The sequence below is a fragment of the Leucobacter chromiisoli genome, from assembly GCF_016522505.1.
In the GTDB taxonomy this organism is placed as follows: Bacteria; Actinomycetota; Actinomycetes; order Actinomycetales; family Microbacteriaceae; genus Leucobacter; species Leucobacter chromiisoli.
This window is the reverse complement of sequence record NZ_JAEHOH010000007.1, coordinates 11,881-33,783: the sequence shown is the minus strand read 5'-3', so window position 1 is coordinate 33,783 and position 21,903 is coordinate 11,881. Positions and strand designations below refer to the sequence as shown.

The window sequence follows — 21,903 nt, the reverse complement described above, 5'->3', positions numbered from 1 at the left end:
ATCGCCTTGAACCCGCTCGGTATAATCGGGGTGTGTCCTCAGTTCCCCGCAGTGCCCGCATCACGCGGCGACGATTCACGATGAGAGCCGCGACGCTGCTCCTCGCCGCAATCGTCACCGTCGTGGGCTTGTGGGGCGTCTCCCACGCCGATGATGTCGGCTTCTCCGCGCCGGCGGCCGCCTCGAACACGGTCGCAGCCACCTCCTTCGACGCCGCAGTGGGACACTTCGCCGACACCGTGGGGGAGACCACCGCCAGCGACGACATCCTGATCGGTGTTGTCACCTGCCTGCTCGGGATACTCTGCGGCTTTGCCTTGGCGATCCTGATCGTCTTCGCGCTCCGCTGCAGGCAGATGCGGTTCCAACGCCAGCGCCCCCAGATCGCTCCGATCGCCGCAACTGCAGCGTTCAATCATCGCGGCAGGCATCGCTTCGGCCTGCACGACCTCAGCCTCCTGCGCATTTAAGCGCCCCTCACGCTGCCCCCTGAGGCAGGAACGGGCCGGCACGTCCGCCATGCCCGCGACCACGCGTTGAGGAATGAGGAGAACCAGGAACTTGAGGACGTCCAAACCGACGTACCTGCTGCTGACCGCACTCGTAGCGACCGCCGCAATCAGCATTGGGCTGATCGGCTGCACAGCCGCCGCGCCGATGTCGGAACAGTACCAGCAGGGCAGTGAACGAAGCGGCACTTCTGATGGCCGCATCGTCGAGATTCCGGTCGACGAGCGTGGCGCCGCCGTGAGCTTCAGCGGCACCACCGAATACGGCGACCCGGTTTCCAGCGACGACTACGCCGGAGAGGTGTACGTCGTGAACTTCTGGTACGCCGCCTGCGGCCCCTGCATCATCGAGGCCCCCATGCTCGAGGAGGTCTGGCTGAACTACCAGGATGAGGGCGTCGGGTTCCTCGGTGTGAACATCTACGACCAGCCCGCAACCGCCGTCGCCTTCGCCGAAGAGAACGGCATCACCTACCCGAGCATCATCGATGTGAACGACGGCCGCGTCAAGCAGGCCTTCGCCGGCGTCACCCCGATCCAGGCCACGCCCACCACGCTCGTGCTCGACCGCGAGGGGCGCGTCGCGGCCCGCATCATCGGGCAACTCGAGTCCGCCTCCATCCTCGACACGCTCGTCGCCGACGCACTCGCGGAGACGCCATGAACCCGAGCGATCTCGTTTTCGACGGCGCACTCTGGGCGGGTGTGCTCATCGCCGCACTCGCCGGCTTCGTCTCCTTCGCCTCCCCCTGCGTGCTTCCGCTCGTACCCGGTTACTTCGGCTACCTTGGCTCCGCCGTCGCCCCCGTCGAGCCGAGCTTTGCACCTGCCCGCGGCACCACCGCACAGCGCCGCCGCCTGCTCCTGGGTGTTCTCCTGTTCATCGCCGGATTCTCCATCGTGTTCGTCACTGTCACCGTGCTCGGAGGTGTCTTCGGCCAGGTCTTCCTCGCCTATGCCGACATCGCCACCCGTATCCTCGGCGTCGTCGTGATCGTCATGGGGCTCGCCTTCGTCGGGGTCTTCCGCAAGATGCAGCGCACTGTCCGACCCCGCTTCCGCTCACGCCTGGGCCTCGCCGGGGCGCCACTGCTCGGTCTCGCCCTCGGTATCGGCTGGACACCGTGCATCGGGCCCACCCTCGCCGCGATCATCTCCGTGTCGTGGAACCTCGGCGACCCCGTCCGTGCGGGGCTGCTCGGCGTCGCCTACTCGCTCGGCCTCGGTATCCCGTTCCTGCTGCTCGCCCTCGGGCTCGGCTGGGCCACCCGCTCGATGTCGTTCCTGCGGCGTCACATCCGCGCCATCAACATCGCCGGCGGAGTTGTCCTCGTCGTGCTCGGCCTGCTCATGGTAAGCGGGCTCTGGACGCGCCTCATGTCCTCCCTGCAGGGGGTGATGGCGAATGTCCAGCTCCCGCTCTGAGAACGATACCCTCCCCGCACGCCCAAGCGATCACGTCGACTCCACCGAACGCGGCAGCGGCGACGTCGGCCTCGGGTGGCAGGGCTGGCTCCGATGGGGGTGGCGGCAGCTCACGAGCATGCGCACCGCGCTCATCCTGCTCCTGCTCATGGCGATTGCCGCGATCCCCGGCTCGCTCTTCCCACAGCGCCAAGCCGACCCCAACGGCGTCGTGAAGTACTTCGACGACAACCCCGAGCTCGCCCCCACCATCGACAAACTGCAGCTGTTCGACGTCTACAGCTCGGCCTGGTTCTCGGCCATCTACCTGCTGCTGTTCGTCTCCCTCATCGGCTGCATCATCCCGCGGATCAAGCATCATGCGAAAGCGCTCCGCGCGCCGGCGCCGAAGACCCCGGCCCGGCTGCAGCGCATGGTCGGCTATTCCTCCAACGATCTGCAACTCGTCGATGATCGCACCTCCGAAGCCGACGTCGCCCAGGCCATCGCGATCGCCGAGAGCGAGCTGCGACGCCGCGGATACCGCACCGCCCGCTACGACAGCGCGACTTCCTGGTCGGTATCCGCCGAACGCGGTTACCTGCGCGAAACCGGCAACCTCGTCTTCCACTCGGCACTCGTCGGGATCCTCGTGACCGTGCTGCTGAGCACCGGCCTCAACTACACCGGCGATCGCGTCATCGTCCAAGGCACCACCTTCGTGAACAGCGAGAGCGCCTACTCCTCGTTCTCGCCAGGACGGTACTTCGACCGAAGCTCACTCACCCCCTACGCACTGAGCCTCGACAGCTTCGACGTCGAGTACGTCGACCCTGGGAAGCCCGGTGCGGGGCAGGCAGGCAACTTCGCTGCCCACCTCTCCATCCGAGAGGCCGGGGACGACGACACCCGTGCCGAGACCGTGCGGGTGAACGCACCGATCGAGGTGAACGGCGACCGCATCTACCTCCTCGGTAACGGCTACGCGCCGATGATCACGATCCGCAACGCCGCCGGAGACGTCGTCTACCAGGAACCCCAGCCCTTCCTCCCGCAGGATTCCGCGATGACCTCGCTCGGCGTGATCAAAGTCCCCGACGGTCTGCCTGAGCAGGTCGGGCTCATCGGCTTCCTGTACCCGACGCAGAGCACCTTGGACACCGGCGCCTACTACTCGGTGTTCCCCGACCTCTACAACCCGATGATGACGTTCAACGTGTTCACAGGAGACCTCGGCATTGACGACGGCACTCCGCGCTCGGTGTACCAGCTCGACACCCAATCGATGACCCAGATCACCGGCGGCGACACCGGTATCGACTCGATCGAGCTCACCCCCGGCGACACCGCCGACCTCCCGAACGGGATGGGAACTATCACCTTCGAGGATCTCACCGTCACCGAGGGCGCCGAAGAGTCGATCAAGCGCTTCGTCTCGCTGCAGATCCAGCGCGACACCGGCGCCACCTGGGTGCTTGTCTTCTCCATCCTCGCCACGGTCGGCCTCATCACCGGCCTCCTCGTGCCGCGCCGTCGGCTCTGGGTGAAAGCCACCCTCACCCGACCAGTCGTCGGCGGCCGCAAGGTCAAGATCGAGTACGCCGGCCTCGCCCGCGGTGAGGATCCAGGCCTCGAGCGCGCCGTCGAACAGTTCCGCACCAGCCACCTCTCGGCCATCGCCGAGCAACTACCGTCACCGCTTTTCAAGAAGGGAACCCCATGAACTGGCCCCCGCACACCGTGCAGAAACCGAACAAGAAGCTGAGCACCTCGCAGAAGGCGGCACTCATCGCCATTCCCGCCGTGCTGCTCATCGCGCTCATCCTGATCCTCATCTCGGTGCTCAACCGGCCCGAAGTCCAGGCGCCCGGCGAGGCGTCGAACAGCGGCGGAACGGGCGGCGGAACCCCCACGCAGAGCGAAGTGCCGCTCGTGCAGGAGAACTCGCACGTCCTCGACGACGCCGGCGAGGGTGCACCCGTGCTCGTCGAGTTCCTCGACTTCGAATGCGAGGCCTGCGGCGCCGTCTACCCGGTGATCGAGGAGATCCGCAAACAGTACGACGGGCAGATCACCTATGTCGCCCGCTACTTCATCACCAACCACACGAACTCCATGAACGCCGCCATCGCGGTCGAGGCCGCGTCGCAGCAGGGCAAGTTCGAGGAGATGTACCAGAAGCTCTTCGAGTCGCAGTCCGAATGGGCGGAGCAGCAAGACTCGCAGGCCGACAAGATCCGCGGCTACGCCGAGGAGCTCGGACTCGACATGGACGCCTTCGATGCGGCCGTCGCCGACCCTGCAACCCAAGCGAGGGTCGAAGAAGACCACAACGCCGGCATGTCGCTCGGCGTGCGCGGCACCCCGACGTTCTTCCTGAACGGTGAGCTGCTGCAACCCCAGACCGTCACCGACATCACCGACGCCCTCGACGCGGCGATCGCGGAGAGCAAGGAGTAGCCATGGATCTGCAACTGCAGGCCGCGCTCGACGAGTTCTCCGTGCTCGCCGTCTGGTCAGCGATCACGATCTACGTCCTTGCGTTCCTCGCCTTCGCCTACGACCTCTCGCAGCGCGCCTCGGCCGCACCCATCAAACAGCGGGAGGCCGCGCTCGTCGGCGCGGCCGGAGGCCCCGCAGCCTCCCCGCAGAACGGGGGAGGGGAGGGGAGCCTCCGCGTGCCCGGTGCCGAACGGTCACGGCGCTACTTCGCGCGCCTCGGTATCGCGTTCACCGCCCTCGGCTTCGCGCTCCATCTCGCCGCCACGGTCACGCGCGGGATCGCGGCCGAACGGGTGCCGTGGGCGAATATGTACGAGTTCGCCCTCATCGGCACCCTGCTGATCGTCGCCGTCTACCTCGCCGCCTTGCGCTGGTACGACCTCCGGTTCCTCGGCGTCTTCATCGTCGGCATGGTGGTGTTCTTCCTCGGTGGATCGACGATCTCCTTCTACGTCGAAGTGACCCCGCTGATGGATCCGCTCAAGAGCATCTGGCTCATCATCCACGTCTTCGTCGCCTCGCTCGCCACCGCGCTGCTCGCGATCGCGGCGGGCCTATCGACGATGCAGCTGCTGCAGGCACGCCGCGAGCGGATCAAGGCCACCGGGGGCGAAGAGGTTGCCCCGGATCGCGGCTACCTGCGCACGCTCCCGAAGGCCGAGGTGCTCGAGACGCTCGCCTACCGCTTCGCGATTCTCGGCTTCATCTTCTGGACGTTCACGCTCATCGCCGGAGCGATCTGGGCGAACGAATCCTGGGGCCGCTATTGGGGCTTCGACGTCAAGGAGGTGTGGACGTTCGTGATCTGGGTGATCTACGCCGGGTACATCCACGCCCGCGCCACCCGCGGCTGGCGCGGCACGAAGTCGGCGTGGCTGTCGCTCATCGGCTTCGCCACGGTGATCTTCAACTTCACCATCGTCAACCTCTACTTCCAGGGCCTGCACGCCTACTCCGGCGTCAGCTGAGCCGCCCCCGACCACACCCGCGATTCGAGCACCAGGAAGGAGGCCGCTGTGACGACCACGGACACGCTCCCGCTGCGCGACGACCCCGACGTGCCCCGCACGGCACTCGGGCGCGGTGCGCGCGAGCAGCGCACCACCACCACGGTGCGTCGCCTGCCGTGGGGCGCGGCGATCCCGATCGCCGCCGTCTCGGGCCTGCTGCTCGACGCCGCGTTCCCGAGCCTCGGCTGGTGGCCGCTCGCCTTCCTCAGCATCGCCGGCGGGCTCTGGACGCTCATGGGCCGCAGCATCGGGGGAGCGTTTCTCGTGGGTCTCGCCTACGGCGCCGCGTTCTACTTCACGCACCTCATGTGGGTCGTGCAGTTCCTCGGCCCGATCCCGTGGGTCGCGCTCGCCGGGGTCGAATCGCTGCTCTTCGCGCTCGGCGCGATCCCGATCGCCCTCGCCTACCGCTGGGGCGCTCTCCTCGAACGCCGCGCCACCCGCCGATTCCTACTCCCGGTGCTCATCGCGGTGCTGTGGGCCGCACGCGAGCTCCTCCTCGGAACCTGGCCCTACAGCGGGTTCCCGTGGGGCAGAATCGGCATGTCCCAGGCTGGTGGCCCCTTCGCCGAAGCCGCTTCCTGGGTCGGCGTCGCCGGCCTCACCCTGCTCATCGTCTGGCTCTGCGCGTGCGTCGTCGACTGGGCCGCCCGGCCCGCACCCCGGAGACGCGCCGAGCTGCTGCCCGCAGCGGTGATCCTCGCCCTGCTGCTCGTGCCGGCGTTCCCCACGACTGCAGCGGGCAGCCTCCGCGTCGGTTGGGTGCAGGGTGATGGGCCTGCCGGCTACTTCGACACGCGCAGCCCCGGCGATGTGCTCGCCGCCCAGCGGCAAGCGAGCGACGCACTCCTCGGTGAACCGATGGATCTGCTCGTGTGGCCCGAGGGTGGGGTCGATTCCGATCCACTGAACACCCCGGCCACCGCCCGCATCCTCGACGAGCTCGTCGCAAACGCCGAGGCCCCGCTCCTCATGAATGCGGCCACCGCGCGAGGCGAGGACACCTACAACACGTCGATGCTCTGGGAGGCCGGCAGCGCCGAGCAGATGCATGACAAGGTGAACCCGGTGCCCTTTGGCGAATATGTGCCCGACCGGTGGTTCTACGAACGCATCGTCCCCGACCTGGTCGGCCTCATCCAGCGCGAGTACACGCCGGGTACGAACCCGCCGCTCGTCTCCGTCGACGGCATCCAAGTCGGGCTCGCAATCTGCTTCGATGTCATCTACGACTCGGTGATCTGGGACGGGGTGCGAGGCGGTGCGCAGTTCTACGCCTTCCAGACCAACAACGCCGACTTCCGGGGCACTGACGAGAACCTGCAGCAGCTCGAGTTCGCGCGTATGCGCGCCATCGAGACCGGACGTGCCGTCGTGAACGTATCGACCGTGGGCACCAGCCAGATCATCGCCCCCGACGGCACCATCATCGACGGCGCACCCGCCGATTCTCCGGCGGCCGCCGTCACCGCCGTACCACTGCGCACCGGGCTCACCCCGGCCGTGCTCGTCGGCCCGACCCTCACCCTCATCATCCCCATCGCCGCGCTCGGCGGGCTCCTCGCACTGGGCCTGCTCGAGCGACGGAGCCGCACGACCTCCCTCCCGCCCGCGCCTGCCTCCGCAAAGGGCGGCGCAGCAGCCGAACTCCCGCCGAAAGCATCATGACCTACGAACTCCCGCACGACCCGCCCGCCGATGAGCGCACCGGCCCGTCGGCGCAGCCCCGAAGCCGCCGTCCCTCCCGCCGACTGCTGTTCGTCTACAGCTGCGCCATCGCCGCCCTCACGATCGCTGTCGACGTGATCAGCAAACAACTCGCCTTGCACTTCCTCGACACGGAGAACCGCATCCCCGTGCTCGGCGACCTCTTCGGGCTGCAGCTCGCCTTCAACACCGGGGCCGCGTTCTCGATCGGTGCCCAGCTCACCCCCTTCATCACGCTGCTCGGCATCGTCGCCTCCGTGCTCCTTATCCGGGCCGCCCTCCGCACGAAGTACCGCATCTACGCCGCCTCGATCGGGCTGATCCTTGGCGGTGCCCTCGGCAACCTCGCCGATCGCATCTTCGCCCCGCCAGGATTCGGCAGCGGTGCGGTCACCGATTTCCTCGCCTACGGTCACCTGTTCATCGGCAACCTCGCCGACGTCGCGATCGGGGCCGGCGTCGTGCTCTATGCCCTCGGTGCTTGGCGCCTCCACGCAGCCTCCCGCGCTCGAGATACCGACGATTCGGTCGAGAGCGCCGAGGCCGAACTGCCGACCAGTAGTCCCGTAACCACCCGAGCAGAAACGACGGACTCATGAGTCAGAAACAGCAGCCCCCGTCCTACCAGCGCAACGCGCTGCTCCCGGGATTCATCGCACTCGCCCTACTCATCGTCGCGGTCGCCTTCATCGGCACCGACTGGTTCACCGTCTTCCGCTTCATCATCGCTATCCTCGCGCTCATCGTCGCCTGGTTCGCGGTGCAAGCCCGCCACTGGTGGTGGGTGCCAGTCTTCGTCGCGATCGCCGTGCTCTGGAACCCCGTCTATCCGTTCAACTTCAGCGGCATCTTCTGGATCCTCGCCCAGCCCATCGCCGGCAGCGTCTTCCTGATCGCCGGAGCACTCATCAAACGGCCTCGCGACTAGAGACCCAGGATCCGACCGTTCACACTCCGCAGACAGGAGGAGCAGACAGATGAATATCACCTCAAGCGTTCGGAGACGCCGGCTCGTCGGCGCTCTCGCGGCCGCCCTGGTCGGCCTCGCCCTCTTCCTCTCGGGAGGGGCGACGCCCGCCCACGGGGTCGAGCTGCCCACCTGGGACGACGTGCAGGCCGCGAAGCGGAACGAGGCGGCCGCCGCCGCGAAAGTCACGGAGATCGAAGGACTGCTCGAGCAGAGCCTGGCGGAGCTCGAGCTGCTCCGGGTCGCGACCGAACAAGCGAACGCGAGCTGGCAGGACGCCGAGACCGCAGCAGCCGACGCCGCGCTCCGCGCTGAGACGCTCCAAGCGAAGGCCGACAAGAGCCGTGAGGAAGCCAACGTCGCCGCAGACCAAGCGGGGGTCGTCGTCGGCCAGATGTATCGCTCCGGCGGTATCGACCGCAGTGCCGACATGTTCTTCGAGGCCGACGCAGCGACCACCGACGCCCTGCTGAACCGCCTCGCGATGATGGAGCAAGCCACCCGGCGCAACACCACCATCGCCGCGAGTGCTGAGCTCGCCCGCAACACGGCTTCCTCGCTGGGCGAGCAAGCCGACGCCGCGAGCACGGAGCGCGATCAGTTGCGAGCCGATGCCGAACAGCTGGCCCAGACCGCCGCTGAGAACCTCGACGCACAGCGCACTACGTTCCTCGCGCAAGAAGCGCAGCAGCGTGAGCTCGAGGCGCAGCTCGCCGCTCTGAAAGACGCGACCACCGACACGGTCGCCGGTTACGAGGAACGCCTCCGCGCCGAAGAGGAGGAGCGCAGAAAGCAACAGAGCGGCGGAGGTGGCGGCGGTGGGGGTGGCGGCGGTACCCCCGGCGGTGCCGGCTGGTACCAGCCGGTGCCGATCTCCTGGATCTCCACCTACTTCCGGCAACCACCGAGTCACACCGGGCTCGATCTCCCAGCCGGCTGCGGCACCCCCATCGTCGCGCCCTCCTCCGGCACCGTCGCCGTCGCCGGTTGGGTCGACAACTTCGGCGGATACATGACCTACCTCAACCAGGACAACGGCTATCAGACCCGTTTCGCGCATCAGATCGGCACACCGCCGGTGGTCTCCGGCCAATGGGTGCCCGCCGGAGCTGTCATCGGCTACGTCGGCAACACCGGGATGAGCTTCGGCTGCCATGTCCACTACGAAGTGCTCTCCGGCGGCAACTTCATCGATCCGACCCCGTTCATCTAGCACGATGTCACCTCTAGACACCGCATCCGCTCAAGACCCGCCTCTGGCACGCCGACGCCCCATGCCGTGCCGCGCGCAGAGGCCGCAACCGGTGACGCCGCACTCGTGCCGGAGCCCACGACTCATCTACATGCAGGAAAGGGGACAAACATGAAGGCCGTTGGATATACCCACCCAGGCCCCCTCGACGAAGACGGGGCTCTCCGCGACGTCGAGCTGCCGATACCCGAAGCCGAGGAACACGATCTGCTGGTGCAGGTGCACGCTGTCTCCGTGAACCCGGTGGACTGTGCGATTCGCGCCACCGAGCAACCCCGCGCCGGGCAGCCTCGCGTTCTCGGCTACGACGCCGTTGGCACAATCGTCGGACTCGGCGCGTCCGTCGAGGACGAACCGCTGCTTGAACACTTCGCCGTTGGCGACCGCGTCTTCTACGCGGGAGCGATCGACCGGCCGGGCAGCAACGCCGAATACCAGATCGTCGATGCCCACCTCGCTGCTCACGCTCCGGCCTCGCTGAGCGACACGCACGCGGCGGCGCTGCCGCTGACAGCGCTCACCGCGTGGGAGCTGCTCTTTGACCGGCTCGAGGTGACGCGGCCCGTCCCGGGAGCCGCATCCGCAGTCGTCATCATCGGCGGGGGCGGGGGAGTCGGGTCGATGGCCATTCAGCTGCTGCGCGCCCTCACCAACGTCACCGTGATCGCCACCGCCAGCCGCCCAGTCACGAAGGCGTGGTGTGCGAACCTTGGCGCCCACCACGTCCTCGACCACCGCCGGCCGCTCACCCCACAGGTGGCCGAGCTCGGCCTCGGGGCGCCCGGCTTCGTGCTCTCCACCGCGGGATCCGAGGAGAGACAGGGCGACATCCTCGAACTGCTCGCCCCGCAGGGGCGCTTCGGGTACACCGATCACCCCGAGCTCGACGTGCAGCCGTTCCAGTCGAAGTGCATCTCACTGCACCCCGAAGACGTGTTCATGCGCTCTCGCTTGCAGACCCTCGACCTGGCCGAGCAGGGCGAGATCCTCCGACAGGTCGGCGAGCTCGTCGACGCCGGGAAGCTCCGCAGCACGCTGACCAGCACGCTCGGCGAGATCGACGCCGCGACCGTCGCCGAAGCCCATCGCCTCATCGAGAGCGGCACGGCGGTCGGGAAGATCACACTCGAAGGCTTCAGCTCCCTGCCGTAGCAGCGAGGCCGCCCAGCTGCGGGCGGCTCAGGAAAGGATGACCGGCATGATGCTTGCCGCCCTCACACTCCGTGTCGACTCCGGCATGCTGCGCACCCCTTGAGCGGCATGACGACACACACCGCCACCTCCGGGCAGGGCCCAGTCCACGGAGGACATGAGCGACCCCAGGAGCCGCCCCAATCGCAACCGGGCTGGTCGTTCCTGCGATCGCGCCGCTGGCTCGGGTACTACGTCCTCCTCGTCATCTTCTGCATCGTCTGCGTCTGGCTCGCTGACTGGCAGTTCGACCGGCGAGCCGATGCCCGAGCGGAGATCGCGCGCATTGAGCAGAACTACGACGCCGCAGCTATCCCGCTCGATGACGCTGTGCCCGACCCTGCTGGCTTCGACGAAGACACACTGAAATGGCAGACCGCCACCGTGCGCGGCGAGTACCTCGGCAACCCCTTCCTCGCCCGCAACCGACCCGGCCCCGAAGGGGTCGGCTCACATCTCCTCCAAGCTCTGCGCACCGATCAGGGGTTGATGTTCATCGTCGACCGCGGCTGGGTGCCGGTCAATGGCAACGAGGCGAATGCGGGCGACGCCTGGCTCGACAGCATTCCTGCAGCCCCAACCGGGCCGGTCGAGGTCGACGTGCGACTTCGGGCGAGTGAACCGCAGATCGCCGGGCGCCTCGCTCAGGGCAGCACGGTCGCCAGTATCAACTTGCCCGAGATCGCCCGGATCGGCGGTTTCGATGAGGCCTACACCGGGGCGTACGGCATGCTCATCGGGGAAACCCCCAAGGCCGAAACCGGGGTGCTCCCCGAGCCACCGGAGCGCGATGAAGGCCCGCACCTCTCTTACGCGCTGCAATGGTATGTGTTCATCCTCATCGCCGCCTTCGGCGTCGTCTACGCCGCCCGGCAGGAGCATCGCGGTCTGAATGCGGGCAGCGAAGCCGTGCTGCGGCAGCAGCGACGAGCCGCAGCGCGCAAGGCCCGGCGCGGCACGACCGACGCCGAAGAGGAAGACGCCTTCCTCGAGCAGTAGCGGTCGCCACCGGCCGCATGCGCCGGAGCGTCTTCCCGACCCGGGCCATCGAAAGGAGCAGGCGTGGAGATCGCCCTCTGGATCACGCAGCTGCTCATCATGTCCGCCCTGATCGCCGTCATCGGTGTCGCCGGCGCACCCCCGCGCGACAGCCGCGAGGATCCGACCGTTCGCGAGGAGCTCGACGACTTCGTCTACCGCTCGCGTCGGCTCGGCTCACGGCTCAAGCGCCGATGGCAGCAGCGCGGCAGGCGGAAGAAACGCCCTCCGCGTCGCTGATCTGTCGTCTTGCCGGGTCTTGCCTACACTGGACGATGCGGCTACACTAGTGAGTGCAAACCGGAGCATTCCAGCCCAGCGCTCGATAGCTCCGGCGGCCCCCGGTCTCTTGCTTCGGCTACCGGGGGTTGCTTTTTTCCACGGGCACGACCCGCAGCAGCGGCGCCAGCGGCACGGCATAGCCCGCGTCGCTCCCACGCTCAAGGTGGCTCTGCGCGAACGCCACGATGTCGGGCACCCACAGCAGCGGCTCCACTGACGGTGAGGTGAAGGTCACCTGCATCTGGCCGATCACCTGCGCCTGTCGCATCGTCTTGATCGTCCGCAGATCACGGGCCCGCTGTCCTTGGTGGCGTCGCTCCTCGGCCACGACGAGCGACGGCCGAGGCGTCAGCTGCCCCTCGTGCAGGTTCCCCAGCAGTGCCGTCAAGCATGCCTCGCGAGCGAGTTCATCGCCGCCAGGAGCATCTTCGATCGGCGACTGCACCGCCAACAGGAACGCTTCGTCCTCCTCGGCTGCGGCGAGGTAGCGGCAGAGCTCGTGGATCGTCTCCGCATCGCCCGCCGCGTGTGCCTCGCTCGTATGCCAGTAGCTTCCGCCGACGATCGACCCGAGATCGTCACGCACCGGCTGATGGAGTCGAACCGGCGACACATACGCGGTCGCGATGTAGAACGTGCGTGCACCGTGTGCGACCTCGGGGACGACGTAGCTCTCATCGACGAACGCCACATGCGCATCCGGTCGGAGACGACGGTAGGACTCGGAGAGCAGCCGACGCCGAGTCTCATCCGTGTGCGAAGCTGCCATTCCGCCATTCTCTCAAACCTCAGCCGGGCGGCGGGCGATGTCACCGCGGCGCGGCGTGCCGGTCAGCGTCGAACTCACTCATCCCCAGATCACCATCATGCGGTAGAGCATGACGGCGACGGCGAAGTTCACGACGACCAGCACGAGGTTCGCCGTGCGGCGACGGTCGACGAGCGCCCAGAACGCCGCACCGAACGGGATGAGTAGCGCGACGATGAGATACATCCAGAACTCGAGCGGATCCCCCACGACGGGATTGCCTGCGACAGGCTGCACGATGCCGACGACTACCTGCGCGATGAGCAGCACCCCGACAAGCAGGGTCGCGCCGAGGGTGTAGTCGTTGGGGCCTCGCTTGCGGGAGAACTCAAGGATGCAGACGAGCGCCGCGAGCAGGGCGAGGACGATCTGGGCAATGCCGAACCAGACGATCATGCGGCGAGAGCGGGGTCGACAGTCACGGCTCAAGGATATGCTGGCGCCGCTGCGCATTGCCCCCGGAGGAGCCAGGCGGCCCGCCGAACGACGAGAGCCGACCGATCAGAGCTTCCAGCGGCCCTTGCCCGACCAGCAGACTCCACACCACGGAGAGCACAATCGTGGCGAGCGTCATCGGGAGAAACGGGTCGAGATCGCGGAACGCATGCTCATGCGCGGAGCCGAGCAGGATCGTCGAGGCGAGGGCCCAGCCCACGATCTGCAGCACATAGGCCGTCAACGGCATCGACCCTACCGCCCGGAGCGGGAAGGTGAGCCACGGCAGCCGTCCGGCAGAGCACAGCAGCAGGCACACGCCGATCACCGCGATCGCGAAGCCGCCGCTCCCGATCGCCTCGAGCACGCCGCTCGAGTGCGGATCCGCCGTCCACCAGGCCTCAAGGAACGGTCGATCAGCCGACTCCTCCGACGGCTCCGCGCCAGGGGAGAGACTGTATCCGGCTACCGCCAGCAACATGCCAAGGCCGAGTGCCGCCCACTGCGCCCGCCGCGACCACATCCCCGCGCGCGCCAGACCGAGGCCCGCGAGGGTGAACGCGACCCACAGCGGAAACGGATAGTTCCATCCGATGTAGAGCCCGGTGAGCCAGCCTTCGTAGCTCTCCCACCACGGCGAGGCATTCGCCCACACCACCACGGGCGAAGCCACGAGCACGACGATCGCGGCTGCGAGGAACAGCCGTGAGGCGCGCTGCGCGAGCAGGGGGAGCGCCAGGACGAAGATGACCGCATAAGTCGGCAAGATGATCGCCGCCGGTACGTCGAGGCTGATGAGCAGCACGCCGATAAGCCAGATCAACAGCGCCCGGATCACCACCCGCAGCCTCGCCCGGCCGAGCCCGGCACCGCTCGGAGGCCTCGGGCCGCCCGTGGAGAGGCCGAGCGAGACGCCAGCGAGCGTGGCGAAGAGGATCGAGGAGCGACCGTTCACGATCGCCCCCCATGTCGACGGCTCCGTCCACGACAGCGAGCCGAGCCAGAGCAGATGCGCCGCCAACATGCCCAGCACCGCGAGCCCGCGAGCGAGGTCGACCCCCGCGACCCGGGCGGGGCCGTTCAGCCGCCGCCAGTTTCGTTCGATGCGGCGGCGCAGCGGAGTCGTGGGGGCGCTCGTCATGCTCCGCCGCCGATCCCGCGCCACTCGCTCATGGGTGCTTGACGCCCACCGGCTCGTCGTCGCTGATGTGCGCCGTCTCGATCTGGAAGGTCGAGTGGTTGACCGACACCTCGAAGTGCTCCGCTACGCACTCCTTCACCGCATGGAGCACTTCGGCAGCATGCCCGTCGGTGAAGCATTCATCCTCGACGACGACATGCGCGGTGATCGTCGGCAGACCGGTCGCGACCGTCGAAGCGTGCAGGTCGTGCACATCCTTGACGTGCTCGAGCTCGAGGATGTGCGCACGCACCTCGTCGAGATTGAGGCCCTTGGGGGTGAACTCCATGAGCACGCTCGTCGTCTCGCGCATCAGCTTGAAGGCGCGGGGCACGATGAGCGCGGCGATGAAGAGGCCGGCGAGGGCGTCGGCGCGCTGGAAGCCCGTGGTGGCGATCACGATGGCGGCGACGATCACGCCCAGGGAGCCGAGCGCGTCGTTGAGCACCTCGAGGAATGCGGCGCGCATATTGAAGTTTGCGCCTCGGCTCGAGGAGAGAATGAGGATGGCGGTGATGTTCGCGGCGAGGCCGACGATACCGAAGACCAGCAGCTCGGTCGCAGGCACCTCCGGCGGTTCGAATAGGCGCCGGATGCCCTCGATGGCGGTGTAAAAGCCGACCACGAGCAGTAGCGTCGCCTGCCCGAGCGCGGCGATCACCTCGATCCGGCGGAACCCCCAGGTGCGCGTCGACGTCGCCGGCCGCAGCATCAGTGTCGCCGCGATCAGCGCGACCAGCAGCCCCGAGGCGTCGGTGATGGCATGCGCGGTGTCAGTGAGCAGTGCGAGGCTTCCGGTGACGACGGAACCCACGGCCTGCGCGACGACGATCGTTGCGGTGATGCCGAAGGCGATCCAGAGCTTACGGCGATAGTCGCCGGGCTGTCCCGCCTCGGCCACGCCCGGGCCGTGATCATGTCCTGCGCCCATTCGAGATCTCCGTTCTCATTCGGTACTGGTCAATACACTTCACTATATAGATAACATCGTCGTTTGGCGATGTTATCTTTCGCCAATAAGTCGCGGCTGCCTCCGACCTAGAGTGATTGCCGATTCGGAGATAACATCGTGATATGACGATGCAAGCCGAACGTTCTCATGAGCTGCCGACGATTGCCGAAGCCGAGGCGCTGACCTCTGCGGCAGCCCTCTTCCATAGCCTCGGCGATCCTTCCCGACTGGTGATCCTGCAGCATCTGCAACTCGGGGAGCACCGCGTGGTCGACCTGGTGAAGCACCTCGGTCTCTCCCAGAGCACCGTCTCCAAGCATCTCGCCTGCTTGAAAGACACCGGCATGGTCGTCTCGCGAGCCGAGGGGCGGGCCTCGATGTACTCGCTCGCGCATCCCGACGCCGTCGTTGCGATCCTCGCAGCAGCCGAGAAGATGCTAGCTCTCACCGGGGACGCCGTCCGCTTGTGCCCCATGCATCATGAGGGCATCACCGCTGACTGACCGGCCAGCGTGCTCACTCCGGCGTCTCTTCGACAGGCGCGGGCTCGGCAGCCGCCGGCGACTGCGCGGGAGGCTGCTGTTTCGGCGGGAGACCAGCTTTCGCGCGCTCCTCGGCCTCGATCTGCTTATAGACCCGGCGCTCCGTGCGATCGGCCCGAGAGATCGCGCGGATCACGAACCAGAAGAAGGCGCCGATGATCACCGACGGGGTGAGCGACCAGAGCGCGTTCGCCCACCAGTTCTCCATGCGCAGAGGCTACTGTTGCATGCTGTGAGAACAATGCAATAACTCGACGAGATGTAGAGTAAAAATCATCGACGAGGAGGGTACGACATGGCCGGGGTGCGCAAACGCGAATGGGGCGGTCTCGAAGACGAGGTCATGCAACGACTCCACGAACAGGAGCGCGCCGTGAGCGCGCGCGAACTGCAGACCATGTTCAGCGAACCCGTGCCGGCCTACACGACGCTCATGACGGCACTTACCCGCTTGGAAGGGAAAGGCCGCGTCGAACGGATCGGCGACTCGCCCCGGAAGATCAGCTTCCGACCGCTGCGATCAAGTGAGAAGGAGGCGAGCGAGACGATGACCTCCGCGCTCGAGCAGGCCGCCGACCGGCGGGCCGCCCTGCTCGCCTTCGCCGGGAATCTCGCCGAAGACGACGTCGCCGCGCTCATGGACGCCTTCGGCGAGGCGAAGCCCGAAGGATAACCGACCGTGCTGCTCCTTGCCCTAGTTCTCCTGGGCACGGCCCTCGCGCTCGCCGTACTCTGCCCGCGCGTGCTCACCGCAGGACGCTGGCACCTCTTCCACCCGAGAGCCGCGCTGACGGTCTGGTTCGGGTCGTTCGGCGTGGGCATCGCGACCGCCCTCGCCGGCATCGCCCTCGGCATCGTCGCGGTCGAGTCGCTGCGGCACACCATCCCGCACACCACCAGCGTGACCGTATCAGCGGTGATCTGGGTCGCCGCCGGGATCTCCGGCGTCTTCCTCGTCTTCGCCTTCACCTTCGCCGGCTCGCTGCAGTCCCTGCGCCCGGCCTCCCACTCCCACGCTGTCGCCTATGCGAGAGACGAGCACATCGGATTCACCCTCGTCCGCTTCCACTCGGAGACGCCCGAAGCCTATGCTGTCCCCGGCAGACGTCCCGAGATCTTCGTCTCCTCAGCCATGGAGCAGCTCCTCACCCCGCCGCAGTTGCAAGCCGTGCTCGCCCACGAGTTCGCCCATCTGCGCCACCAGCACGGACTCGCCATCCGCATTGCCCAGCTCAACACGCTCGTCCTGCCGGGTACCCGAGCCAGCCGAGCGCTCGAACGCGCCACCCGCCTGCAGATTGAGCTCGCTGCCGACGATGCCGCCGCCCGTCAAGTCGGGGCCGCACACCTCGCGAATGCACTCATCGTCCTCGCAGCCGCGACGCACGATGTCGGCATGACCCTCCGAGCCGAGCGCCTCACCCGGAAACGCTGGCCTACCCCGCAGCGACGCCGCATCCCGCAGGGCCTGCACGCCGCCGCACAGTTGCGCTGACCTCGTCGCGCCGGCTGCCCGCGCCAAGCTCGCGTACGTCTACATCTTGTAGTCTTAAGCGAGTATCCCGAGGAGAGGACGACGGCGATGGACGTGACCAGCAAGCAGGAGCTCACCGTCAACGGCATGACCTGCAGCCACTGCGCTCAGACGTTGACCACGGTGCTCAGCGCGCTCAGCAGCGTCGAGAACGTCGACGTCGACGTGACCTCCGGCCGGGTGATCCTCGACGTCGCCCACCCCCTCAGCACCAACGCCCTCACGCAGGCCGTCAGCGAGGCCGGCTTCGAACTCACCGCCATCCGCGAGCGGGCACGATGAGCAGCAGCGCGGCCACGACCACGCCCGCTCAGGCCTCACGGGAGCGCTCGCCACGTCGCACCGCCGTCGCTCTGGCGATCGCGGCATTCGGTCTCCTTGCGATCATCGTCCCCCCGATCGTCGCCACGCTCCGCATCGGGCCGGCCGCCTATGAACAGATCTACCTCACCTTCCCTGGCTTCGACGTCGCCGTGCCGACCGCGCTCGGGCAGGGACTCGGCGATCTCGCCGCCATGCTCACCCTCGGCGCCCTGCTGTACCTCCTGTTCTTCCGTGACGCTCGCGGCAAACAGGCCAAACGGATCGAGCCATGCCTCGAACTCGCCCTGCTGCGTATCGCCTCGGTCGCCTGGGCGATGGTGTCGGCAGGCATGGTGGTCTTCGAATCGCTCGACAGCAGCGGCATGCCCCTCGCGCGTCTCACGGAGCCGGGCGCATTCGCCTTCCTCTACGAGACGAGCGCCTTCCCGCGAGCCTGGACGGTGTCGCTGGTCGCCGCCGTCATCACCTCACTCGTCTGCCAGTTCGTCACCCGGTGGACAGGACTCCTCATCCCGCTCTGGGTGACCTGCTTCGGCATCCTCGCCCCCGTGGTCGTCGGGCAGATCCTCGTCGGCCCGAATCACGACCTCGGCAGCGACGCCGGCACCTATCAAACCCTCGCCACCGGAGCAGTCTTCGGCGTCATCCTCATCGCCGCCATCCGCGCCGCGAGCGGCCGCACCCTCGACCCGGTCATCGTCACCCGCCTCACCAGCTTCGTGCTCGCGGGCATTGCGCTCATCATCGCCACCGACCTCGTTCTGACCTGGTTCAAGCTTGCCGGATCGAGCCTCCTCGAGTCCGAGACGGGCTGGCAGATCCTCGCACGCTGGGCATGCCTGGCACTCCTCACCGTCGCCCTGCTCGGCTGGCGCGCGGCCCAGCGCGCAAACCCGGCACAGCCCGCTGCCCTGCCGCCCGCCATCGCGACCCTAGCGATCACCGGATGGATCGGGATCACCGCGGCGATGACGAGGATCCCGCCACCCCACTACTTCCAGCCCACCAGCATCTCCCAGGTGTTCCTCGGCTTCGACGTCGACGAGGCACCCTCGATGCTCGTGTGGTTGACGCACTGGCGGCCCAATCTCCTCTTCATCGTGCTCGCGATCGCCGCCATCGCCGCCTACCTCTGGGCGGTGCGCGTGCTATGCACGCGCGGCGACCGGTGGCCGATCGGCCGCACGGTCTCCTGGATCGGCGGGTGGTGCGTCATCGTCTTCGCCACGAGCTCGGGCTTCGGCAAGTACTCCGCCCCCGACTTCGGCACGCACATGATCGTGCACATGAGCCTGAACATGCTCGCCCCGATCCTCCTGGTGATGGGCGGCATCATCACCCTGCTGCTGCGGGCGACCCGCGCAGACCCCACCAGACCAGCAGGCCTGCACCTCTGGATCACCTGGATGCTGCACTGGAAGGCGCTCCGCCTCGTCTACAACCCGCTGTTCGTGTTCGTGCTCTTCGTCGGCTCCTACTACGGGCTGTACTTCACCGGGATCTTCGAAGAGGGCATGCGGTTCCACTGGGCGCACCAGCTCATGAACGTCCACTTCATCATCGCCGGGTACCTCTTCTACGGGCTCGTAATCGGGGTCGACCGACCGCCGCGCCCCCTCCCGCACATCGGCAAGCTCGGCTTCGTGCTCGCCGCGATGCCGTTCCACGCGTTCTTCGGCGTGATCCTGATGATGGCTGATGGCGAGTGGATCGCGGAGAACTTCTACCTCTACTTCGGGCTGCCCTGGACAAACCTCCAAGCCTCCCAATACCTCGGCGGCGGCGTCGCCTGGGCTGGCGGCGAGCTGCCGCTGCTGCTCGTCATCATCGCGCTCGGCATCCAATGGTCGCGGCAGGACGCGAAAGAGGCCCGCCGCAAGGATCGACACCTGGACTCCGGCCGCGATGAGGAGTTCGACGACTACAACAAGATGCTCGAAACTCTCGCCAATCGACGGCAAGCCGCAGGCCCTGGACGACCCGCGCCCCGGAGCGAAGAGGAGCCCCAGTCGTGACCCTCGCCCCCGACGTCGTCGAGCCGTTGCAGCTCGACGTCTCAGGCATGACCTGCGCCGCCTGCGCGGGACGCGTCGAGCGCGCCCTGAACAAGATCGAGGGTGTCACCGCGAGCGTGAACTACGCGACCGAGCGCGCCATCGTCTCTGGCCTCGGCGCCGCTCGCGCGAGCGAAGCACTCGAGCGCGTCGAGAAAGCCGGCTACGGGGCGCGCATCCACGACGACGCCGACGACGCCTGGTCAAAGCGCGCTACCGAAGTGCGCATCACCTCGCTGCGCAGACGGCTCATCCTCGCCGCCGTGCTCACCGTGCCGCTCATGGATCTCACGATCGTGCTCGCCCTCGTCCCCGAGTGGCGCTTCCCCGGCTGGGAATGGCTCTGCGTCGCCCTCGCCGTGCCGATCGTCACCTGGGCGGCCTGGCCGTTCCACAAGGCCACCCTCAGAAACCTCCGCCACGGCGACGTCAGCATGGATACCCTCGTCTCCCTCGGCATCGCCGCGTCCTTCGGCTGGTCGGTTGTGACGCTGCTACTCGGTATCGAGGGGAGCGGGGCCGGATACTGGCTTGGCATCGGCGCCACTCCCGAGGGGGCAAACGCCATCTATCTGGACGTCGCCGCCGGCATGACCACCTTTCAGCTCGCCGGCCGCTACTTCGAAACCCGCTCACGCCGCAAAGCCGGCGACGTGCTCGGCGCTCTCAGCGAGCTTGCCGCCACGCACGTCCGCATCCAGCGCGACGGCACCGAGGAGATCAGGCCCGCCACGGAACTCCGCGTCGACGACGTGTTCGTCGTGCTCCCCGGCGAAACTCTCCCCGCCGACGGCACCATCATCGTCGGTAGCGCCGACATCGACGCCAGCATGCTCACCGGCGAACCGCTCCCCGTCACTGCCTCGAGCGGCGATGCGGTGATCGGCGGCACGATCAGCACCAACGGCCGCCTCGAAGTGCGCACGAGCTCGGTCGGCGCACACACCCAGCTCGCGCAGATGACCGCCCTCGCCGAACAAGCCCAGGCCCGCAAAGCCCGCGTGCAGACCCTCGTCGACCGCGTCACCCGCTACTTCGTACCCGGAGTGATCGTTCTCGCCATCCTCGTCACCACTGGGTGGATGCTCGCCGGCCGCTCCTTTGAAGAGGCCTTCGGGATCGGGATCTCCACCCTCATCATTGCCTGCCCATGCGCCCTCGGGCTCGCCACTCCGACCGCGCTCATGGTCGGCATCGGCCGGGGCGCCAGCCTCGGCATCCTCGTGAAGGGGCAGGACGCGCTCGAGGCGAGCGGCACGATCACCACCGTGGTGCTCGACAAGACCGGTACCCTCACCACCGGCGAGATGACCGTGCGCAGCATCGCCACCGTTCCCGGCGTCGCCGAGCACGAGCTGCTACGCGTCGCCGCCTCCGTGGAGCAGGGATCGGAGCACCTCATCGCCCGTGCCATCGTCGCGGCCGCGAAGCAGCAGATCGCCGACCTCGACCCCGTCAGAGACTTCATCGCCGTGCCCGGCCGGGGCGCCTCCGGCACCGTCGCCGGCGACACCGTCCACATCGGCAGCCTCGCCTACCTGGACGAGCAGGGCGTCTCGACCGGTGCCGCCCGCGTCTACCTCACCGAGGCCGACGCCACGGAATCGACCGTGTTCGTCTCCCAGGCAGGACGCCTGATCGGGCGCTTCGGACTCGCCGACACCATCAAGCCGAACGCCCGTGCTGCAATCCAAGCGCTGCAGCAACAGGGCCTCACCACCGTGCTGCTCACCGGCGACTCCCGAACGGCCGCAGAGGAGATCGCCGACACCCTCGGCATCGACCGCGTCTCCGCAGAAGTGCTGCCCGCCGAGAAAGGCGATGCGATTCGCGAGCTGCAAGCGGCGGGAGAGCGGGTCGCGATGGTCGGCGACGGCATCAACGACGCCGTCGCCCTCGCCGCCGCCGACCTCGGCCTCGCCGTCGTCTCCGGCACCGACATCGCCCTCAAATCGGCCGACGTCATCCTCGTTCGGGAAGACCTCGCCGTGATCCCCGAGGCGATCGAGCTCTCCCGTCGCACCCTTCGCACCATCCGCGTGAACCTCGGCTGGGCGTTCGGCTACAACCTCGCCGCGATCCCGATCGCCGCTGCCGGCTTACTGAATCCCCTCATCGCCGCCGGCGCCATGGCACTCTCCTCGGTGCTCGTCGTCTTCAACAGCCTTCGGCTGCAGAACTACCGCCGCCGGATATAGACGGGCTCTCAAAG

Annotated in this window: 24 protein-coding genes; 19 read left to right on the top strand and 5 right to left on the bottom strand. The window is 67.5% G+C overall.

All coding sequences use genetic code 11. From position 1 onward, the window contains the following. Positions 1-32 precede the first annotated feature (32 nt). From JD276_RS05955 to JD276_RS05895, 13 genes are all read left to right on the top strand, one after another. Entirely contained in the window at positions 33-470 is a 438-nt protein-coding gene (locus JD276_RS05955) for a hypothetical protein (protein WP_238560329.1), read from the top strand. 187 nt (positions 471-657) lie between these two features. After that, entirely contained in the window at positions 658-1,173 is a 516-nt protein-coding gene (locus JD276_RS05950) for a TlpA family protein disulfide reductase (protein WP_017883919.1), read from the top strand. Then, positions 1,170-1,934, top strand: a complete 765-nt coding sequence (locus JD276_RS05945) for a cytochrome c biogenesis CcdA family protein (RefSeq protein ID WP_017883918.1) — start codon at positions 1,170-1,172, stop codon at positions 1,932-1,934. Before JD276_RS05950 ends, JD276_RS05945 begins: the two co-directional genes overlap by 4 nt. Next, on the top strand, positions 1,915-3,636 hold the full coding sequence (gene resB, locus JD276_RS05940) for a cytochrome c biogenesis protein ResB (RefSeq protein WP_017883917.1): 1,722 nt from the start codon (positions 1,915-1,917) through the stop codon (positions 3,634-3,636). The genes JD276_RS05945 and resB overlap by 20 nt, the downstream gene beginning before the upstream one ends. Continuing rightward, positions 3,633-4,373, top strand: a complete 741-nt coding sequence (locus tag JD276_RS05935) for a DsbA family protein (RefSeq protein ID WP_017883916.1) — start codon at positions 3,633-3,635, stop codon at positions 4,371-4,373. The genes resB and JD276_RS05935 overlap by 4 nt, the downstream gene beginning before the upstream one ends. Before the next feature lie 2 nt (positions 4,374-4,375). After that, a complete protein-coding gene (gene ccsB, locus JD276_RS05930) occupies positions 4,376-5,383 on the top strand; it encodes a c-type cytochrome biogenesis protein CcsB (RefSeq protein ID WP_017883915.1) in 1,008 nt (335 codons plus the stop codon). A gap of 48 nt (positions 5,384-5,431) precedes the next feature. Beyond that, positions 5,432-7,093, top strand: a complete 1,662-nt coding sequence (gene lnt / locus JD276_RS05925; RefSeq protein ID WP_017883914.1) for an apolipoprotein N-acyltransferase — start codon at positions 5,432-5,434, stop codon at positions 7,091-7,093. Next, entirely contained in the window at positions 7,090-7,731 is a 642-nt protein-coding gene (locus JD276_RS05920) for a signal peptidase II (RefSeq protein ID WP_017883913.1), read from the top strand. The genes lnt and JD276_RS05920 overlap by 4 nt, the downstream gene beginning before the upstream one ends. Then, complete coding sequence (locus tag JD276_RS05915) at positions 7,728-8,060, top strand: DUF6804 family protein (protein WP_017883912.1); 333 nt, start codon at positions 7,728-7,730, stop codon at positions 8,058-8,060. Before JD276_RS05920 ends, JD276_RS05915 begins: the two co-directional genes overlap by 4 nt. A 49-nt stretch (positions 8,061-8,109) precedes the next feature. Continuing rightward, positions 8,110-9,312 (top strand): M23 family metallopeptidase, encoded by a 1,203-nt coding sequence (locus JD276_RS05910; protein ID WP_024356171.1) that lies wholly within the window; start codon positions 8,110-8,112, stop codon positions 9,310-9,312. A gap of 150 nt (positions 9,313-9,462) precedes the next feature. Next, positions 9,463-10,503: a zinc-binding alcohol dehydrogenase family protein gene (locus JD276_RS05905; protein WP_024356170.1), complete on the top strand. Its 1,041-nt coding sequence runs from the start codon at positions 9,463-9,465 to the stop codon at positions 10,501-10,503. Positions 10,504-10,611: 108 nt separating this feature from the next. Then, positions 10,612-11,541 carry an SURF1 family cytochrome oxidase biogenesis protein gene (locus tag JD276_RS05900; RefSeq protein ID WP_017883908.1) on the top strand — a complete coding sequence of 310 codons (930 nt, stop codon included), beginning with the start codon at positions 10,612-10,614 and terminating at the stop codon, positions 11,539-11,541. 63 nt (positions 11,542-11,604) lie between these two features. Beyond that, entirely contained in the window at positions 11,605-11,820 is a 216-nt protein-coding gene (locus tag JD276_RS05895; protein ID WP_017883907.1) for a hypothetical protein, read from the top strand. Between the two features lie 118 nt (positions 11,821-11,938). On the opposite strand, the gene JD276_RS05890 is transcribed toward JD276_RS05895, so the two are convergent. The 4 genes from JD276_RS05890 to JD276_RS05875 form a co-directional block, all read right to left on the bottom strand. Then, on the bottom strand, positions 11,939-12,553 hold the full coding sequence (locus tag JD276_RS05890; protein WP_024356169.1) for a hypothetical protein: 615 nt from the start codon (positions 12,551-12,553) through the stop codon (positions 11,939-11,941). A 156-nt stretch (positions 12,554-12,709) separates the two neighbouring features. After that, the gene (locus JD276_RS05885; protein ID WP_017883905.1) at positions 12,710-13,066 is read right to left on the bottom strand and encodes a hypothetical protein; all 357 of its coding nucleotides are present in this window, start codon (positions 13,064-13,066) and stop codon (positions 12,710-12,712) included. A 22-nt stretch (positions 13,067-13,088) separates the two neighbouring features. Beyond that, positions 13,089-14,246, bottom strand: coding sequence for a heparan-alpha-glucosaminide N-acetyltransferase domain-containing protein (locus JD276_RS05880; RefSeq protein WP_233615401.1), 1,158 nt, complete (start codon positions 14,244-14,246; stop codon positions 13,089-13,091). Between the two features lie 28 nt (positions 14,247-14,274). Beyond that, entirely contained in the window at positions 14,275-15,216 is a 942-nt protein-coding gene (locus JD276_RS05875; protein WP_024356167.1) for a cation diffusion facilitator family transporter, read from the bottom strand. 143 nt (positions 15,217-15,359) lie between these two features. Between JD276_RS05875 and JD276_RS05870 the strand changes: the two genes are divergently transcribed. Further along, positions 15,360-15,740 carry an ArsR/SmtB family transcription factor gene (locus tag JD276_RS05870; protein ID WP_017883902.1) on the top strand — a complete coding sequence of 127 codons (381 nt, stop codon included), beginning with the start codon at positions 15,360-15,362 and terminating at the stop codon, positions 15,738-15,740. 13 nt (positions 15,741-15,753) lie between these two features. Here JD276_RS05870 and JD276_RS05865 read toward each other — a convergent pair whose 3' ends face one another. Beyond that, the gene (locus JD276_RS05865; protein ID WP_017883901.1) at positions 15,754-15,987 is read right to left on the bottom strand and encodes a hypothetical protein; all 234 of its coding nucleotides are present in this window, start codon (positions 15,985-15,987) and stop codon (positions 15,754-15,756) included. Between the two features lie 87 nt (positions 15,988-16,074). Here JD276_RS05865 and JD276_RS05860 point away from each other — a divergent pair, with 87 nt between their 5' ends. The 5 genes from JD276_RS05860 (at position 16,075) to JD276_RS05840 (ending at position 21,889) form a co-directional block, all read left to right on the top strand. Next, complete coding sequence (locus tag JD276_RS05860) at positions 16,075-16,452, top strand: BlaI/MecI/CopY family transcriptional regulator (protein WP_017883900.1); 378 nt, start codon at positions 16,075-16,077, stop codon at positions 16,450-16,452. A gap of 6 nt (positions 16,453-16,458) precedes the next feature. Continuing rightward, the gene (locus tag JD276_RS05855) at positions 16,459-17,274 is read left to right on the top strand and encodes a M56 family metallopeptidase (protein WP_017883899.1); all 816 of its coding nucleotides are present in this window, start codon (positions 16,459-16,461) and stop codon (positions 17,272-17,274) included. Between the two features lie 87 nt (positions 17,275-17,361). After that, positions 17,362-17,595, top strand: a complete 234-nt coding sequence (locus JD276_RS05850; protein WP_200114762.1) for a heavy-metal-associated domain-containing protein — start codon at positions 17,362-17,364, stop codon at positions 17,593-17,595. Then, the gene (locus tag JD276_RS05845; RefSeq protein WP_200114761.1) at positions 17,592-19,652 is read left to right on the top strand and encodes a cytochrome c oxidase assembly protein; all 2,061 of its coding nucleotides are present in this window, start codon (positions 17,592-17,594) and stop codon (positions 19,650-19,652) included. Before JD276_RS05850 ends, JD276_RS05845 begins: the two co-directional genes overlap by 4 nt. Continuing rightward, positions 19,649-21,889, top strand: a complete 2,241-nt coding sequence (locus tag JD276_RS05840; protein ID WP_200114760.1) for a heavy metal translocating P-type ATPase — start codon at positions 19,649-19,651, stop codon at positions 21,887-21,889. Before JD276_RS05845 ends, JD276_RS05840 begins: the two co-directional genes overlap by 4 nt. Positions 21,890-21,903 lie beyond the last annotated feature (14 nt).

Coding starts and splice junctions, on each gene's coding strand:
- JD276_RS05950 (WP_017883919.1), top strand. CDS start 658: ATGTCGGAACAGTACCAGCAGGGCAGTGAACGAAGCGGCACTTCTGAT.
- JD276_RS05945 (WP_017883918.1), top strand. CDS start 1,170: ATGAACCCGAGCGATCTCGTTTTCGACGGCGCACTCTGGGCGGGTGTG.
- resB (WP_017883917.1), top strand. CDS start 1,915: ATGTCCAGCTCCCGCTCTGAGAACGATACCCTCCCCGCACGCCCAAGC.
- JD276_RS05935 (WP_017883916.1), top strand. CDS start 3,633: ATGAACTGGCCCCCGCACACCGTGCAGAAACCGAACAAGAAGCTGAGC.
- ccsB (WP_017883915.1), top strand. CDS start 4,376: ATGGATCTGCAACTGCAGGCCGCGCTCGACGAGTTCTCCGTGCTCGCC.
- JD276_RS05920 (WP_017883913.1), top strand. CDS start 7,090: ATGACCTACGAACTCCCGCACGACCCGCCCGCCGATGAGCGCACCGGC.
- JD276_RS05915 (WP_017883912.1), top strand. CDS start 7,728: ATGAGTCAGAAACAGCAGCCCCCGTCCTACCAGCGCAACGCGCTGCTC.
- JD276_RS05910 (WP_024356171.1), top strand. CDS start 8,110: ATGAATATCACCTCAAGCGTTCGGAGACGCCGGCTCGTCGGCGCTCTC.
- JD276_RS05905 (WP_024356170.1), top strand. CDS start 9,463: ATGAAGGCCGTTGGATATACCCACCCAGGCCCCCTCGACGAAGACGGG.
- JD276_RS05900 (WP_017883908.1), top strand. CDS start 10,612: ATGACGACACACACCGCCACCTCCGGGCAGGGCCCAGTCCACGGAGGA.
- JD276_RS05885 (WP_017883905.1), bottom strand. CDS start 13,066: ATGATCGTCTGGTTCGGCATTGCCCAGATCGTCCTCGCCCTGCTCGCG.
- JD276_RS05880 (WP_233615401.1), bottom strand. CDS start 14,246: ATGACGAGCGCCCCCACGACTCCGCTGCGCCGCCGCATCGAACGAAAC.
- JD276_RS05875 (WP_024356167.1), bottom strand. CDS start 15,216: ATGGGCGCAGGACATGATCACGGCCCGGGCGTGGCCGAGGCGGGACAG.
- JD276_RS05870 (WP_017883902.1), top strand. CDS start 15,360: ATGACGATGCAAGCCGAACGTTCTCATGAGCTGCCGACGATTGCCGAA.
- JD276_RS05865 (WP_017883901.1), bottom strand. CDS start 15,987: ATGGAGAACTGGTGGGCGAACGCGCTCTGGTCGCTCACCCCGTCGGTG.
- JD276_RS05860 (WP_017883900.1), top strand. CDS start 16,075: ATGGCCGGGGTGCGCAAACGCGAATGGGGCGGTCTCGAAGACGAGGTC.
- JD276_RS05850 (WP_200114762.1), top strand. CDS start 17,362: ATGGACGTGACCAGCAAGCAGGAGCTCACCGTCAACGGCATGACCTGC.
- JD276_RS05845 (WP_200114761.1), top strand. CDS start 17,592: ATGAGCAGCAGCGCGGCCACGACCACGCCCGCTCAGGCCTCACGGGAG.